Below are 14,342 nucleotides of genomic sequence, written 5' to 3' on the forward strand. Positions count from 1 at the left end.
TACTTAAATTATGGACGCAAACGGGAAAGCGCTTACTGAGCCATCCATCTTAAATAATAGAACGGAAAAGATTTTCAAATATGTCGAGGCCTATAATCAGATGGATGCGAAAAATATGATAGCAGATTTTTCTGATGATATTATTTTCAAGAATGTTGTGAATGGTGAGAAAACGATGGAATTACAAGGTATTGAAGAATTTAAAAAACAGGCTATTGAGGCGCTCTCCTATTTCAGCGAGAGAGAACAAGTCATTGAGTCAATAACTCATAATTATAGTACTACCGATATCTCAATCACCTATAGAGCAATCGCGGCGATGGATTTTCCAAATGGATTGAAAAAAGGTGAAGAGATAAGCTTGGATGGGAAGTCGATCTTTGAGTTTTCTGACGATGGTAAGATAATTAGGTTAACGGATATAGTCTAAAAAAGTACAAATATGAAAAAAGCGATCGACTGGGTAAAAGAAGCATTTGAAGGTCAAAAGATTGAGTCCATTTACCTTTACAATACAAGTCAGGGTGTTTGTATCGGCGGCATTGAGGTAGAAAGCGGTGATCTACTTTTGTTCAATAAAAATAAAAGCCCTGTTAAAATTGCTTATAAGCCTGCAAGTTGGCAAGAGAGCGATGACATTCTGGAATTGTTATCAAAAATGGAATTGGGGGAGAAAAAAACAATTGTTTTAAAGCATATAGATCCTTTCAAGCTAAGAGAAATGGCAATTCCTTACGCAGCTGGATTAAGACATAACGATCCTTACAATGTTGTAAAAATCGATGGCAACACCTGTACTATAGATTTTACTTAGTAATAATTTTTTACAATTCTAAACCACTAAACTTATAAATTATGTTTTCTTTCGGGTTATTCATGTACCTCATTTACGGAGGATTTATTGCAATCTGTCTTTACGGGCTGTTCCTGGTTCTTTCAAATCTCCTTGAAAGATACCTAATCGTCAAACGTGATTACACCGCAGCGTTACGCGAGCAAAATGAAATTTTAAAGGATATTGCAAAAGCTGTTAAACCTAGCGACGACAATTTGCCCGCTCCTCCTGCCGTATAATTAATTTAATATTTAATGAATTACGTTGTCATCACTGAAAATGACGTTTCCCAATGGAAGGACAATACAGGAAGAGAGTATCACTTCCCAAAACCTTATTTAAAATATTTAACAAAAGGAACTGTCATCGTTTACTATAAAGGTCGAATGAAGGATTCCTCATTCGCTTCAAAGCGAATGACTCGTGATCCTCATTATTTTGGGATGCCGGAAATAGGAGAAGTTAAGAAGGATAATGATTCTAAGAAAAATGATTACTATGCTGAAATTATAAATTTTAAGCCTTTCTCCTATCCTATACTTGCTAAACAAAATAGTCAATTTATTGAGAAGCGGCTGCATACACTTGCTTATAATTAAATTTTTGATTATTTTTACTAATAAAACTTTTAAAAATGAAATTTTTCGTGATATTAATAGCTTTATTTTGGTTTATTAGTTATATAGTGGCGGTCGTTCAAATAGCTAAATCAAAAGGGAGAATATCTTTTTTGAGTATCATACTAATGTTTCTGTTTCCTTTCTTATGGGTGTTTTTTGCAAAACAACTTTCTCTTATGGAAGAAATATCGAAGACCAAAAAAAAGAAATATATTTAAGCGTTTGTTATAACTTCTACAACCTAATAGAACATTAGGTTGTAGAAGTCTTTCAGACATCACATCTGTCCTAAATAAATTTTAGGATTGGATTTCTGTGGTACAAGCATAGCTTTTTTCATCATTTCGATATTGACCCCTATTTTTCAATCTGCGAAGATCTTTAGCTGTCCCTTTTTTCCTTTTATAGGCGGCCTGAGAAAGGGATCATCTATCCATTGCCAGATGTTTATTTTCACGAAGATATTCATTCTGATGAATGCGACCAGATTGGACAGGTTCCAGTCATATTTGGCCTTTTTTTGTAAGTATTTTAACAGTAATATGCCAATGAGTGAAGTCCAGATCTGGATCATCACTGCATTTTCAGAAGTCCCTATGAATGTCGATACTTTTAAGCGCTGCTTTAGATGCTTGAAGAAGACTTCGATATGCCAGCGTTGTTTATAGATGTTTGCCACCAAAGAAGCCTTCCACTTCGTATTATTGGTCAAAAAGTGGTACTCATTGCCAGTGGTGCTGTCCCAAAAGTGGACTAGGCGTAGCGGCTTGCCGTTGTATTTATTGCAGGCAGCACCGGATAGCTCAATGAGCTCATCCTTAAGGATCCCCTTTTCCATGAGTGCTTCACTCTGATAGGACTTGATAACCTTGTACATCATATTAACTTTACTCCTGGTAACGAAATAATAACCCCTGCTGTCCAAATCCCCAAGCCAGCTGTAATCCACGTAGCCACGGTCCACTACCACCACGCTTCCCTTGGAAAAACTGTACCTACCGGCTCGCTGGCTCTCATGTACTTTTCCATCGGTAATCTGCATAAAAACAGGTAGGCAGCCATCATAATCCAAGACAGTGTTAATTCGCATATAAATACCCCCAGCGATTCGCATTAAAATGCCACCACCTTAAACAATTAAGGTTTTACTTGTTGAGAGTATAATAAACTCTCAGCGTTATGTATAAAGTGGCTATGTACAATACGATAAAAACACTTTTGGAACACGGCAAATCTTTGCGGGAGATCTCAAGGGAACTTGGGATGTGCCGCAAGACCGTTTCGCGTATCCAAAAAGCGCTGCTGAATGGAGATTCAGCTCCGAGGCAGCAGTCCCGTTCCAGTGGTCTTGATGTATTTCATGAACAGATCGAGCATTATCTGGCCAGTGGACTTTCGGCACTGCTGATCCACCAGAAATTGATCCAGCAGCATGGGCTTACCCTGTCTTATTCGAGTGTCGCCCGTTACATTGGTAAATTCAAGCGGGCAGAATGTTTTGTTCCGCTGCCCAGCCTTCCTGGTGAAGAGGCACAGGTCGACTTCGGCTACTTTGGTGAGTTCCGCAGGAATGGCCGTGGTGTTAAGGTCTGGGTGTTCAGTATGGTACTCAGCCATAGCAGGCAATCCTATTATAAGGTTGTTACCAGTCAACAGGTCCGGGAGTTCCTGGACTGCCATATCAGTGCTTTTGAATATTTTGGGGGTGTCCCAAAAATGGTCAAGCTGGACAACCTGCGCTCGGGTGTAACCAAGGTAGATCTCTACGAACCCACCCTACAGGCACAGTATGTGGAATTTCTCAGTTATTATCATTGTGCGGGTATTGCCTGCAGACCCCGCCGGCCAACAGACAAAGGTAAAGTAGAGTCTTCCATAAAATATGTCAGGAACAACTTTCTGAAAGCCTTTGAAAGCAAAAGCTATGAGGACCTGATCTGTGGTCTGCGCGTATGGAATGATGAAATATGCAATAAACGTGTCCACGGCACCACCAGGCGCAGGCCTCATGATATCTTTCTTGAATCGGAGAAAGCTGCGCTGCAGCCCCTGCCTTCCAGACGTTTCCAGATACAGGATGTCAGCCACCGCAGGGTAAACCGTATGGGACATGTCGCCTATAAGCAGAATTATTATTCGGTTCCGGCTGACTATATGGGCATGAATGTAAGGCTGGAGAGCACAAACGGTAAACGAAGATGCGAAAGTGTCAACAGCGTTGACACCATCACACACCCCTGATAAATTGTATGAAAAGTTTGTGTCAACAGTGTTGACACAAATACAATGGTCATCTCATTTACACATTCTTAGCAAAACCAAAACCGCAGAGGAAAGCCTCTTCTATCTTCTGCAGACTATTACTCAAAAATTGTCGGTAAGGGAATTGGAACGACAACTAAATACGGCAGCTTTTGAGCGCACTATGTTGTCAAATAAATTAATAGCTTCCACGACATCAGGATTGCCAAAAGACTTATTCCGTGATCCGTATATGTTTGAATTTTTAGATTTACCTGATGGGCATACGGAGAAGGACTTGGAAAAAGCAATAACACTTAATTTACAGCGATTTATATTGGAAGTCGGAAAGGGCTTCACGTACATGGGGAATCAGTACCGCCTGCAAGTAGGCAATAAAGACTATTATACCGACTTATTATTTTACCATCGAGATTTACAGTGTTTAGTGCTGTTTGAATTAAAGATTGAGGATTTTGAGCCAGAATTTTTAGGTAAACTAAACTTCTATTTAGAAGCCTTGGACAGAGATGTGAAACGACCTCATGAGAAAGCAAGTATAGGAGTTTTGCTTTGCAAAGGAAAAGATAATGAAGTAGTAGAATATGCTATGGCACGCAATACAAGTCCATCTGTGATTGCCGATTACGAAACAAAATTGATAGATAAAAAAGTACTAGCGAAAAAATTGCATCAATTAGCACAGCTCTTAGATAAACCGGAAGAAAAATGAATTATTCGATCGAACTGCAACAGGTTATTAATTCTCTAGAATTGAAAAAAGAGAATATTCTTTATTTGACCATTAAGAATGTCTATCTGGACGAGATGCGTGCAGGTACCAAAAATGTGGAATACAGGGATATATCTGATTTCTATCTCAAGCAACTGTACAAAAGAGACAAGGATGGTAATTATGCTACGCCCAAGCCGCTAACGCATATTTTATTGCAAGGCGGATACAATGCTGATAGTCCACGTATCCTGATTGAATTAAAAGGGTGGGTAATCGATAAAGCTGGATACCCCTTAGGACTGGACCCTACTGGCCATGAACTTTATTCGGAAACGATTAACCTGTTGTTGGGAAAGATTGTCTACGACTCGGCTCAGCATGGTGCTACGGTTGCAGTTAACACAACATCTCAAGAAAAGAAAGTAAAAGAAAAAATAGAAATTCAACATCCCGAATATGTCAAGCCGATCAATCTGGTTAATGTAACCTATGCACAGACTGGGCAAAGCAAATCGACCAATGAATTGGGTATGCGTGAAATGCAAGCGAAAGCTTATGAGGCTCGCTCTGCTCAGTATATTTTACTGAAGGCGCCGCCCGCTTCAGGTAAATCTCGTGCTTTGATGTTTTTAGCATTGGATAAACTGATTAAACAGGGTATCAAAAAGGTAATCGTTGCTGTACCGGAGCGTTCAATAGGTAACTCTTTTGCTCCTACTGAATTGGCTAAACATGGATTTTACGCCAACTGGGAGCCTAACCAGCGATTTAATTTATGTACAGCCGGAAGCGATAAGAGCAAAGTAAAGGCTTTTCATCTTTTTTTGGAATCTGATGAGCGTATTCTGATCTGTACACATGCCACACTTCGTTTTGCTTTTGAAGGATTGAAGGAGACGGATTTTAACGATTGCTTGTTGGCGATAGATGAGTTTCACCATGTTTCAGCCAACGGAGAAAATATTCTCGGCAATGTTTTGCGGAACATTATGTCTAAGTCCAGCGCACATATTGTAGCGATGACAGGCTCTTATTTCCGGGGGGATAGTGTTCCGGTACTGTTGCCGGAAGATGAAGCTAAGTTTACGCCGGTTACCTACAATTATTACGATCAGCTGAATGGTTACGAATATCTTCGGTCATTGGGGATAGGGTATCATTTCTACCGAGGCCGCTATTACAAATATGATCCGGAAAAGGGAACGTCGGCATTAGAGGAAATATTGGATGAAAACCTTAAAACCATTATTCATATACCGAGCGTGAATTCAGCTGAATCCTCTAAAGAGAAGTTGGAAGAGGTTAATCATATTATCGACTGTATAGGGGATTTGGAATATCAGGATACGGAAACAGGTGTCTTGTATGTGAAAAGCAAACGGTCTGGTCAGATATTGAAGATAGCTGACCTCGTAAATGACAACCAAAAAGAACGGGATAAAATCGTGGCTTATTTGCGAGGCGTCAGCTCGCCGGATGATATCGATATGATTATTGCGCTAGGAATGGCTAAAGAAGGCTTCGACTGGCCTTATTGTCAACATGCCTTAACGATAGGCTATCGAGGATCATTGACAGAAATTATCCAGATCATTGGGCGCGCGACGCGTGACAGCAGCAACAAATCACACGCACAATTTACTAATTTGATTGCGCAACCGGACGCAGTTGATGACGATGTCAAATTGGCCGTCAACAACATGTTAAAAGCCATTACAGCTTCTTTGTTGATGGAACAGGTGTTAGCCCCCAACTTTAAGTTTAAGCCTACGGATGATGAGGATGAATTGGGCGATGATGAAAATACAATAAAAATTCGTGGCTTTAAGAAACCATCTTCACAACGAGCCAAGGATATTATAGAAAGTGACCTGAATGACCTCAAAGCTAGGATTTTGCAAGATGACACCATGTTGAAAGCGATGCCTGGGAATATAGAGCCGGAAGTGATCAACACGGTTATTATTCCGCGGATTATCCGGGAAGTTTATCCAGATTTGAGCACAGATGATGTAGAGGCGATAAGGCAACATGTTGTTGTGGATTCTGTTATAAAAAATGGTGAAGTTGAAGATCATGGCTCTAAGAAATTTATCCGGATGGCTGGATCGTTTGTCAATATAGATTATATTTATATTGATTTGATTGATACAATTAATCCTTTTCAAAAGGCTTTTGAAATCTTATCCAAGAGTGTGACGAAATCTGTTTTGAGATCCATTCAGGATGCCATTAATATTATCAGAATTGAAATGACAGAGGAGGAAGCTATCGCTTCATGGGATGCGATTAAGCGATGGAAATTGAATACAGGGAAGGCTCCTGATATCAATTCTTATGATCCCAAGGAGCAACGATTAGCCCAGGCTTTGTTATTTTTGAAGGACGCTAAACGGAAAAGGGCACAGCATGGCTAAGACATTAGATGATATTTTTGATGATGACGATTTTGGATTGTTAAATGCGAAGGAACCACATCATCATTATTTGAAAACAGATGAGGATCGTTTAATTGACTCTTTTGAAGAATTGAATATATTTTTCGAAAAAAACAACAGAGAGCCAGCCAGAACATCGATGTCAGAGTACGCATTGTTTGCTCGATTGAAAGATTGGCGGTCGAACCCAGCGAAAAGGAGTTTGTTAAAACCGTTTGACCGGTATAATTTATTGGGAGAAGAGGAAGTTGTTGAAGTCGAATCGATCGACGATATATTGGAAAATGATGATCTAGGCTTGCTTGATTTGGAAGGCGATAGCTCAATATTTGATTTTGTCCACACGCCAAAAAGTGGAAGTAGAGCGGATGCGGAGTATATTGCACAGCGTAAGGCATTGCCGGAAAAAGAATTTCAGCGATACGATCAGATGTTTAAACAGGTGCATCAGGAACTAAAACTAGGGAAACGACGCTTACTGCCATTTTCTGATGCTGAAAGAAATTTAAAAGAAGGGCATTTCTATCTTGTGGATGGTTTGCTTGCTTACTTAGAAGTTTCGGATGCTGAAAAGGTATTGAAAGAAAACCGATCAGGCGATCGGATGAGACTGGAGGGTAGGACGGTAACTATATTCGAAAATGGAACGATTAGTAATATGTTGTTCAGGTCTTTAGGCAAAGCTATTCAGAAGAATGGTAAGATGATCACCGATACGGATGAGAATCAGCAGAATCAATTGTTTCAGAATGCCAATATTGCCCAAGAAGAAGCATTGCAGTCAGGATGGATCTATGTACTGCGATCTAGATCATCCAATCCTGATATTAATGGCTTAAAAAACTTATATAAAGTTGGGTTTTCCAAGTTGCCGGTTAAAGAACGTATTAAAAACGCTAGCAAAGAAGCGACCTATCTGTTCGCTGATGTAGAAATAGTGGCTAGTTATAACTGTTACGGAATTGAGGTACAAGCTTTAGAAACTCTCTTACACCGTTTTTTCGGATCCGTATGTTTAAATCTAGACATTTATGATCAGAGTGGAAATAGATTTGTTCCAAGAGAATGGTTTTGCGTTCCGATTGATATTATCGATGAAGCTATTGAACTTGTTCTGAATAACACTATTTTCAATTATAAGTATGATGACACACAGGAGAAAATTGTGTTAAAGTAAATTAAAGATTCAAATTATTACAAAAACTTTACGAATAAAGTTTAATCAGTTATGATAACCAAGATAAACCTAAACAAAGTAGCAAGCTACAAACCTAACAGCTTTAATAACTGACAAAAAGGTAAACCTAATATATGGTTTAAACGGTACAGGAAAAAGTACGTTATCAAATTATTTACACCAACGAACAGACGACAGATTTAAAAATTGTTTGGTTGAAGGATTGGACGACGATCACGAAATACTCGTTTATAATCAAACTTTCATTCAGGAAAACTTTTTTGAAGCTGAAAACTTAAAAGGAATTTTCACACTTTCAAAAGAAAACAAAGAAGCAGTAACAAAGATTGCAAATGCTCTGAAAGAAATTAAAAAACTTGAGGAAGATAAAGTAATCAAAAATGCACAACTAGAAACGGAAAAATCTTCTATAAATCAAAAACAGGAGACCGCTAAAAATACGATTTGGAAAATAAAAACTGATTACAGCGGTGGTGACAGGGTTCTTGAATTTTGTTTAGACGGTTACAAAGGTTCAAAAGATGTAAATCGTCAGCAAAAAGTGGACACGTTATTTTAAAATCATAAGGTGGAGTTGCTAACTTAGTCGGCAAATCAAGTTAAGAACAATAAAATATCTTAATTTTGAAATAATGATACTGCATGCAAACAGTATGAGCATTCCCAAATAGAGGATACATTAATTTCTTCTTATGAAGAGCTAAAAGGTAAAACGACAATTCAAAATTATGATTTCACTTCCAATTGGAGCAAAAGACAAAGCGTAAACGGTGGATATTATATTCCATTGTCATCAGACAATAATCGATTCTCAAAAACGTCAGATAGCACGATATATTCATTGGCAGATAAAACTTGGTTATTTGCTTTCAAAAATGATGACAAATGGGAATTTAAGGTTCTAACCGTATTTCCAGATGATATAAATGAGGTAAAAAGTGGCGGAGTGATTGTTTCAGAAGACTTGTTAACTGGAAAGACCTCGTTTGTAAATTATTTGAACAATAAACTAGTTTCAAGAAATGACATTGTAAAAATTTATGCATCTTCGAATAGTAAGCTTGCAAAAGAAAGGCTTAAGAATTGTCGAATGATGTGGTATCAAGTCTGTTTAGACGGTACTGATATATGTTCTTCAGGATGGAAAGAAGTTTGTAGTGATGATATTGTTGATCCAAGTTTTCCTGATTTCCCACCTTTTCCTGATGGATGCGACGGGTGTTCGAGCGGAGGTGGCAACGGCGACGGTGGCACTAAACCACCCATTGATCCGACTCAGGACCAAGAAATCATAGATTCTTTACAAGGATACCCTTGTGCTCAATCCATTTTGGCAAATATTCCTAATTTAGAAAACGAAATCTCAAAATGGTTAAATTCTGTATTTAGTAACAATACCGCATTTAACATCACTTTCTCCGATGCTCCGCAATTTGTCGGAACTAAAATTGATGCAGAACACAGTTCTTTTGGTAGTGTAGGCGGTCAAACGCATAAAATAATTATCAACCCAGATGTCCTTAATAAATCTTCAAAAGAGTATATTGCAGCAACGATGTTTCACGAGGCGTTACACGGCTTTTTAAATTATGAACGCACAAGATTAATAACGGAAGGAAAGGGAGACCAATTTGGAATATTATATTCTGGCTGGACAGCAGTCAATGTGAATGGTCAACAAAGATTTGTAAACCAACATAACAGCTTTGGCACCCAGCTGGATAAGCTTGTACAGGCAATACAATCTTTTAATCCTAATTTGAGCAAATATGATGCATTGGCGCTAGCAAAAAATGGAATAGTAAATAATCTCGATGCAGTTGAGTCAAGTGTAAATTCGACTCATAGAGATGGCAAAGCAGGTACTAAATGCGACTAATTTTTAATTGAAAGAAACTAATTAACAAACAAAATGAACATTGCTATGCTTAAAACTAAGTGCCTTATAATTTGGTTGATCCTTATCTCCCTATTTTCCTTCAATAAAGGATTTAGTCAGACCAAATATTTCCTTTTTGAAGAAGATAGCAAAGAGTTTACAGCCTCATCCTTTAGGTTAAACACCTACCCGCTATATAAGATTAAGCGTGAAGTGCATATTTTCAATGTAATGAGTAAAGTACAAACGTTTATTGGTAATAAGGGTATATATAATGGACAACTTGATTATAATATCATGCTATTTTCCATTCTGCCTGATTTAGATGGTTTAGAAGATTGGTATGAAATCAACCCTGATACTGTACGTTCTTCAATGATTAACTTTAAAGATCTGGAAGAGCTTCATAAAAAAAATACGTTATCGTACTTCAACACCACTGTGAAGCAAACAACAAAGTATTTTAATGCGTATAAGCTAATTATAAAAAAAGGAGATACTTATTATGCACCAAAATATTGTTTGTTACAGTTTTATGCAGTCCGCAATCGTCCGCAAGCTTTTACGAATGTCTATGGGACTATCAATACCCAAGATTCGGCCTATAGTGTACTTCAATTCGAAAAAATATTTAAAGGCGCTTATCCTAGTTTACAATTCCCCTTATATCGGATAGGTGAAGACCCGCTCTCCTTTTTAGATTGGTCCCGGGACAGAAGAGAATATCTATCCAAAAAAATCACCTTAGCACAGCATGCAACAGGATATCAGTTTTGGACCTATGTAGATTGGACACAACATGAGTATAATTATGATTTTGAGCGAGGAATTGATCGATTTGTATATGCTCCGGATAAGGGAATCATCGGGGGCTCATTTGACTTCTATTTTTATTACAACAGAAAAAAGCTACCCATAAAATACACGAATTTTCTAAATAATATCAAGGAGGAAAAGGTGATGATTGCTGAATAATTTAATTTTAATGCCGGTAAACAGCGGCATTAAAATTGTCTGAAACCAATATTTACTTTTTCAGTAATAAAATAACCTTCCTTCTTACGTGAAGAAGAAAGGTCACAAACAATTTTCCATTTGATTTCTACAAGAAAAATGTTTATTTGTATAAACCGTTGTTCGTTCCAAATTAAACGGTTAGCTCGCTAAAATTCCTGCGCTGCGCAACTTAGCTTTTAAATCTCTAAGTTCGGCCAGCACACCCTGTGCCTCAGCCTGGGTATAAACCGTGCTTGGACTAGGTGCCGAATCCATAGATGTAGCAGCCTGATTAACGACTCCTTTTGCGGTCGTTGTTGCATTACCATTGTCAATTCGCACCCAGCCTGTACTACCATTTGTGGATTGTTTAAACCAAATCGAACCTGGAATCAAACTCCCTCCTGATTTAGCAGACCGGATATATATTGTTGACGGATCAGCAGTAACGTTACCTTCTGGTATAAGCTCTCCGTTCATAATTACATAACCTGCCTCATTTAAATTTGACACCTTAATAGTCCCATTATTAAAGACGCTTAACCGATCTCGTCCCAAAAAATCCAGCGAGGTATGAATTGGATAATTTGGATTATCTGATGCTTTTTGCTTCAACGTAATACCACGATCTAGCTGATAGGTCAATTCAGCCAAATTACTCTTTGAGTCGACATTAGTTAAGTTCAATTTCGTCGATTTCAAATATGGAAAATGGGAGCCATTTTTTGTAATTATTGAATTAGCTCTACTGCTGTAAAACAGGAGCTGTGGCGTGAAAATAAAACCAGAATAGATAGGTATTAATTATTACTTTTGACGACATTACTCCTACTGCACCATGATGAGCTATCTGCATAAAGTTAAACCAGTCGATCAAAGATTCCACGAATGGGTGGATAACATCAACAAAATTGAAAGAATTGATAAATCAATAATTGCGTTCAATTTCGGGCTTTTCGAATCTAAAGAGGGTTTCACCATGTATCTCACCGGCTCCAAAATATTCGATAAAGATGATGACGATTGGGCTGCAAATATGGACTTTGAACCTAAACAGAAATATTTTTCATTCGGTAATGAGTTGTTAAAAGATAAAGACTGGCAGGATATTTTAAAATGTGCTGAATCGTTAGTCCAATCGTATGTAAAATCCGAAGATTTCAAAACTTCAATTTTTGCCCAGGCGATAGCAATAACGTTGGGATTTGATGATGGCGAGTTAACGATAATAAAATCTCAATAACTATGGATCTTATCACAATTCTTAACTTTATTTGAAAAAAAGATTCCAGTTATAAGGAACATAACTGGAATCCATAGTTTTTATTCACATACTTATTGGGACTGCCCCGAAAAAAATGAAAAAGTTTTTTACTTGGTTAATGTATGTAGCTGCTTTTTTTTCTGTTATTATTATATTGTCGTTTATTTATTTGTCTGTTGACCCATTTCGTAAACAAAAACAAAGAAAACTTTATTATAAAAGGATCGAAGAAATAAAAACACATAGGAATCTTTACTGACAATTATATTGTAAAAGTTCTACATCTTCTGCGCCAAAGGCCCATCTTTAGTGACCAGGTTAGACCAACCGGGACACGATCCTACGGTTAGCTTTGCGATCAATCTGGACGCTAAAAATATCTTAGCCACTGTTTCTTCTCCAAAATCCCAGATTACCTAGACAAGTGAACTCGCATCAAATGGTTCAAGATTCTCTTTGACAAACGCTGCAGGATTTAAAAATGGTAGATTTTCCCTTTTATGCCATTCGGGTTCGCTCGGCGTAGGAACGCTATTGTATAACCATATATCTCTTACTATTCTTTCCTCATTCAATAAGTATGCGTAACAAACCTTATCGTCATACGGCGTAAGGAGAAAGCCTGTCTTTTCCGTAACGTCGGGCCACTCCAAGCGCTGCAGCACAAAATCGGCATAGCCCGACTCGACAAGCTCGCGAAAGGAACTTTTGGTGACTTGTTCAAAGGGATTGTACAGCATAGGACTAAGATAGGAAAGTCATCCATTAATGCAATGGTTTTATAATTTCAATACGATAATAAAAATGTATCTTAAGCTTATCAAAATCTATTGTAAAATATGAAGCAGAACAAATATGACGAGCAGACATTTCGATTGAATTGCTAACAAGCCAATGATAACCGATAAAACAGCAATTGCGGCACAACCATCAGAAGGGTGAGATTTATTTTTTTACGAGATTTCCATCTTTTAAGATCGACAATAAAAACGTAAATAGTTCCGAATCTTAAAATTCGTTTCATCGCCCAACTTTCGAAATGTAGAGGCAGCTTTTTCCTTTTGATCCGTCAATAAATACGCAATTCCAAGGTGGATAATATAATCGTGGTAAAATACATTGCCGTATCGCTCCATATCAATTTTTGTGTCTATACCCTTTTCGTATTCAAAGATTGCTTTTTCAAATTCCGAATTCCCAAACCATTCTTCTCCCTGTTGATAGGCTCGATAAACTCTTTTGGTTTCAGGATCAAAAAACTGATACATTTTAAAAAAATTAAAAGGTAGTGTGATCAATAAATCTTTCCCCGTATAATTTTTATAAAATTTACTGCAACGTTCTATTGATTTTATGACTTGCTGCCTGATGTCATCTTCTTCAATGTTTGAAACAACAATATTTGAAATCTGATTACGCCGGTCAAGGATAAACGCGGCCTTCATAAAGTAATTTTTGGATGTTTTCTTTTTCAATAGTGGTGCCCCATTCGTGATAAAAGAATTGGGATCTATGGTCCCATTATCGAATACTAATTTGGAAAGCGTATTTGCAATATATAATTCTCTACCCTCACTAAGTATGCGTTCTTCTTCAAATTCAGGATATTTTTTAACAAAATCGTCTCTCTTTAAAAAATAGAGTTTGATTTCAGTACCCTTCTCAATAACTGTCAAATAGCCATCGCTGAATGTATAACTTAGCTTCATATGACCCAGGTCGATCTCGTTATCGCCAATGTATTTCGCGTCAAATGTAAAAGCTGATATCTTCATCTTATTCCGACTTATTTCATAGATAACCTCATTGGAAAAATAGGGATTATCTAGAGGAACAAGCGAATTTTGTTCAGTCAGCGCAAAGTCTAAAACCCATTGACCTAACAATTTATCGCTTTGTGAAAACGATGGATAAACGAATAGCAGTGAGACTAAAAAAATAAATAGGATCTTCATGTAAATTAAAATGTTATATGGCCTATGGCGTAATAAATTTACATATTGATATCGAAACAGACAACAATAAAATTGACGATCTGTACTAGCGTTATGAATATTATTTAATCACATTAATCTAGCTAATTTTTACAAAAGAAGAAACCAATATTGTGTTAAGCTGATAAAGGAAGCTTTAAT

Annotated in this window: 16 protein-coding genes; 12 read left to right on the plus strand and 4 right to left on the minus strand. The window is 37.5% G+C overall.

Translation table 11 applies throughout. The features are described 5' to 3' along the window. The first annotated feature begins 10 nt into the window (after positions 1–10). From B2O97_RS18680 to B2O97_RS18695, 4 genes are read left to right on the plus strand one after another with little or no spacing between them, the layout of a single operon-like run. A complete protein-coding gene (locus tag B2O97_RS18680) occupies positions 11–430 on the plus strand; it encodes a nuclear transport factor 2 family protein (protein ID WP_286767891.1) in 420 nt (139 codons plus the stop codon). A 12-nt stretch (positions 431–442) separates the two neighbouring features. After that, the gene (locus B2O97_RS18685) at positions 443–814 is read left to right on the plus strand and encodes a hypothetical protein (RefSeq protein WP_070566626.1); all 372 of its coding nucleotides are present in this window, start codon (positions 443–445) and stop codon (positions 812–814) included. A 41-nt stretch (positions 815–855) separates the two neighbouring features. Beyond that, a complete protein-coding gene (locus B2O97_RS18690) occupies positions 856–1,074 on the plus strand; it encodes a hypothetical protein (protein ID WP_286767892.1) in 219 nt (72 codons plus the stop codon). A gap of 15 nt (positions 1,075–1,089) precedes the next feature. Further along, complete coding sequence (locus B2O97_RS18695) at positions 1,090–1,434, plus strand: hypothetical protein (RefSeq protein ID WP_286767893.1); 345 nt, start codon at positions 1,090–1,092, stop codon at positions 1,432–1,434. Between the two features lie 385 nt (positions 1,435–1,819). Here the strand turns inward: B2O97_RS18695 and B2O97_RS18700 are convergent, their stop codons facing one another. Continuing rightward, positions 1,820–2,545, minus strand: a complete 726-nt coding sequence (locus B2O97_RS18700; RefSeq protein ID WP_286767894.1) for an IS4 family transposase — start codon at positions 2,543–2,545, stop codon at positions 1,820–1,822. Between the two features lie 89 nt (positions 2,546–2,634). Here B2O97_RS18700 and istA point away from each other — a divergent pair, with 89 nt between their 5' ends. The 7 genes from istA to B2O97_RS18735 all read left to right on the plus strand — a co-directional run bounded on the left by istA (position 2,635) and on the right by B2O97_RS18735 (position 10,922). Beyond that, a complete protein-coding gene (gene istA, locus B2O97_RS18705; RefSeq protein WP_286767895.1) occupies positions 2,635–3,696 on the plus strand; it encodes an IS21 family transposase in 1,062 nt (353 codons plus the stop codon). 19 nt (positions 3,697–3,715) lie between these two features. Further along, positions 3,716–4,429, plus strand: a complete 714-nt coding sequence (locus B2O97_RS18710) for a PDDEXK nuclease domain-containing protein (protein ID WP_286767896.1) — start codon at positions 3,716–3,718, stop codon at positions 4,427–4,429. Further along, positions 4,426–6,849 (plus strand): DEAD/DEAH box helicase, encoded by a 2,424-nt coding sequence (locus B2O97_RS18715; RefSeq protein ID WP_286767897.1) that lies wholly within the window; start codon positions 4,426–4,428, stop codon positions 6,847–6,849. The genes B2O97_RS18710 and B2O97_RS18715 overlap by 4 nt, the downstream gene beginning before the upstream one ends. Continuing rightward, the gene (locus B2O97_RS18720; RefSeq protein ID WP_286767898.1) at positions 6,842–8,047 is read left to right on the plus strand and encodes a GIY-YIG nuclease family protein; all 1,206 of its coding nucleotides are present in this window, start codon (positions 6,842–6,844) and stop codon (positions 8,045–8,047) included. Before B2O97_RS18715 ends, B2O97_RS18720 begins: the two co-directional genes overlap by 8 nt. A 106-nt stretch (positions 8,048–8,153) precedes the next feature. Next, the gene (locus B2O97_RS18725) at positions 8,154–8,627 is read left to right on the plus strand and encodes an AAA family ATPase (protein WP_286767916.1); all 474 of its coding nucleotides are present in this window, start codon (positions 8,154–8,156) and stop codon (positions 8,625–8,627) included. Positions 8,628–8,909: 282 nt separating this feature from the next. Next, on the plus strand, positions 8,910–9,947 hold the full coding sequence (locus tag B2O97_RS18730) for a hypothetical protein (protein ID WP_286767899.1): 1,038 nt from the start codon (positions 8,910–8,912) through the stop codon (positions 9,945–9,947). Between the two features lie 45 nt (positions 9,948–9,992). Beyond that, positions 9,993–10,922, plus strand: coding sequence for a hypothetical protein (locus B2O97_RS18735; protein WP_286767900.1), 930 nt, complete (start codon positions 9,993–9,995; stop codon positions 10,920–10,922). A gap of 180 nt (positions 10,923–11,102) precedes the next feature. On the opposite strand, the gene B2O97_RS18740 is transcribed toward B2O97_RS18735, so the two are convergent. Further along, positions 11,103–11,630: a hypothetical protein gene (locus B2O97_RS18740; RefSeq protein WP_286767901.1), complete on the minus strand. Its 528-nt coding sequence runs from the start codon at positions 11,628–11,630 to the stop codon at positions 11,103–11,105. 151 nt (positions 11,631–11,781) lie between these two features. Between B2O97_RS18740 and B2O97_RS18745 the strand changes: the two genes are divergently transcribed. Next, positions 11,782–12,186, plus strand: coding sequence for a hypothetical protein (locus tag B2O97_RS18745; protein WP_286754573.1), 405 nt, complete (start codon positions 11,782–11,784; stop codon positions 12,184–12,186). 437 nt (positions 12,187–12,623) lie between these two features. Here B2O97_RS18745 and B2O97_RS18750 read toward each other — a convergent pair whose 3' ends face one another. Continuing rightward, positions 12,624–12,947, minus strand: coding sequence for a hypothetical protein (locus B2O97_RS18750; protein ID WP_286767902.1), 324 nt, complete (start codon positions 12,945–12,947; stop codon positions 12,624–12,626). A 231-nt stretch (positions 12,948–13,178) separates the two neighbouring features. Continuing rightward, the gene (locus B2O97_RS18755) at positions 13,179–14,162 is read right to left on the minus strand and encodes a hypothetical protein (protein WP_286754571.1); all 984 of its coding nucleotides are present in this window, start codon (positions 14,160–14,162) and stop codon (positions 13,179–13,181) included. Between the last annotated feature and the right edge of the window lie 180 nt (positions 14,163–14,342).

Origin of the sequence: Sphingobacterium sp. UBA865 (assembly GCF_002295765.1) — a bacterium.
In the GTDB taxonomy this organism is placed as follows: domain Bacteria; phylum Bacteroidota; class Bacteroidia; order Sphingobacteriales; family Sphingobacteriaceae; genus Sphingobacterium; species Sphingobacterium multivorum.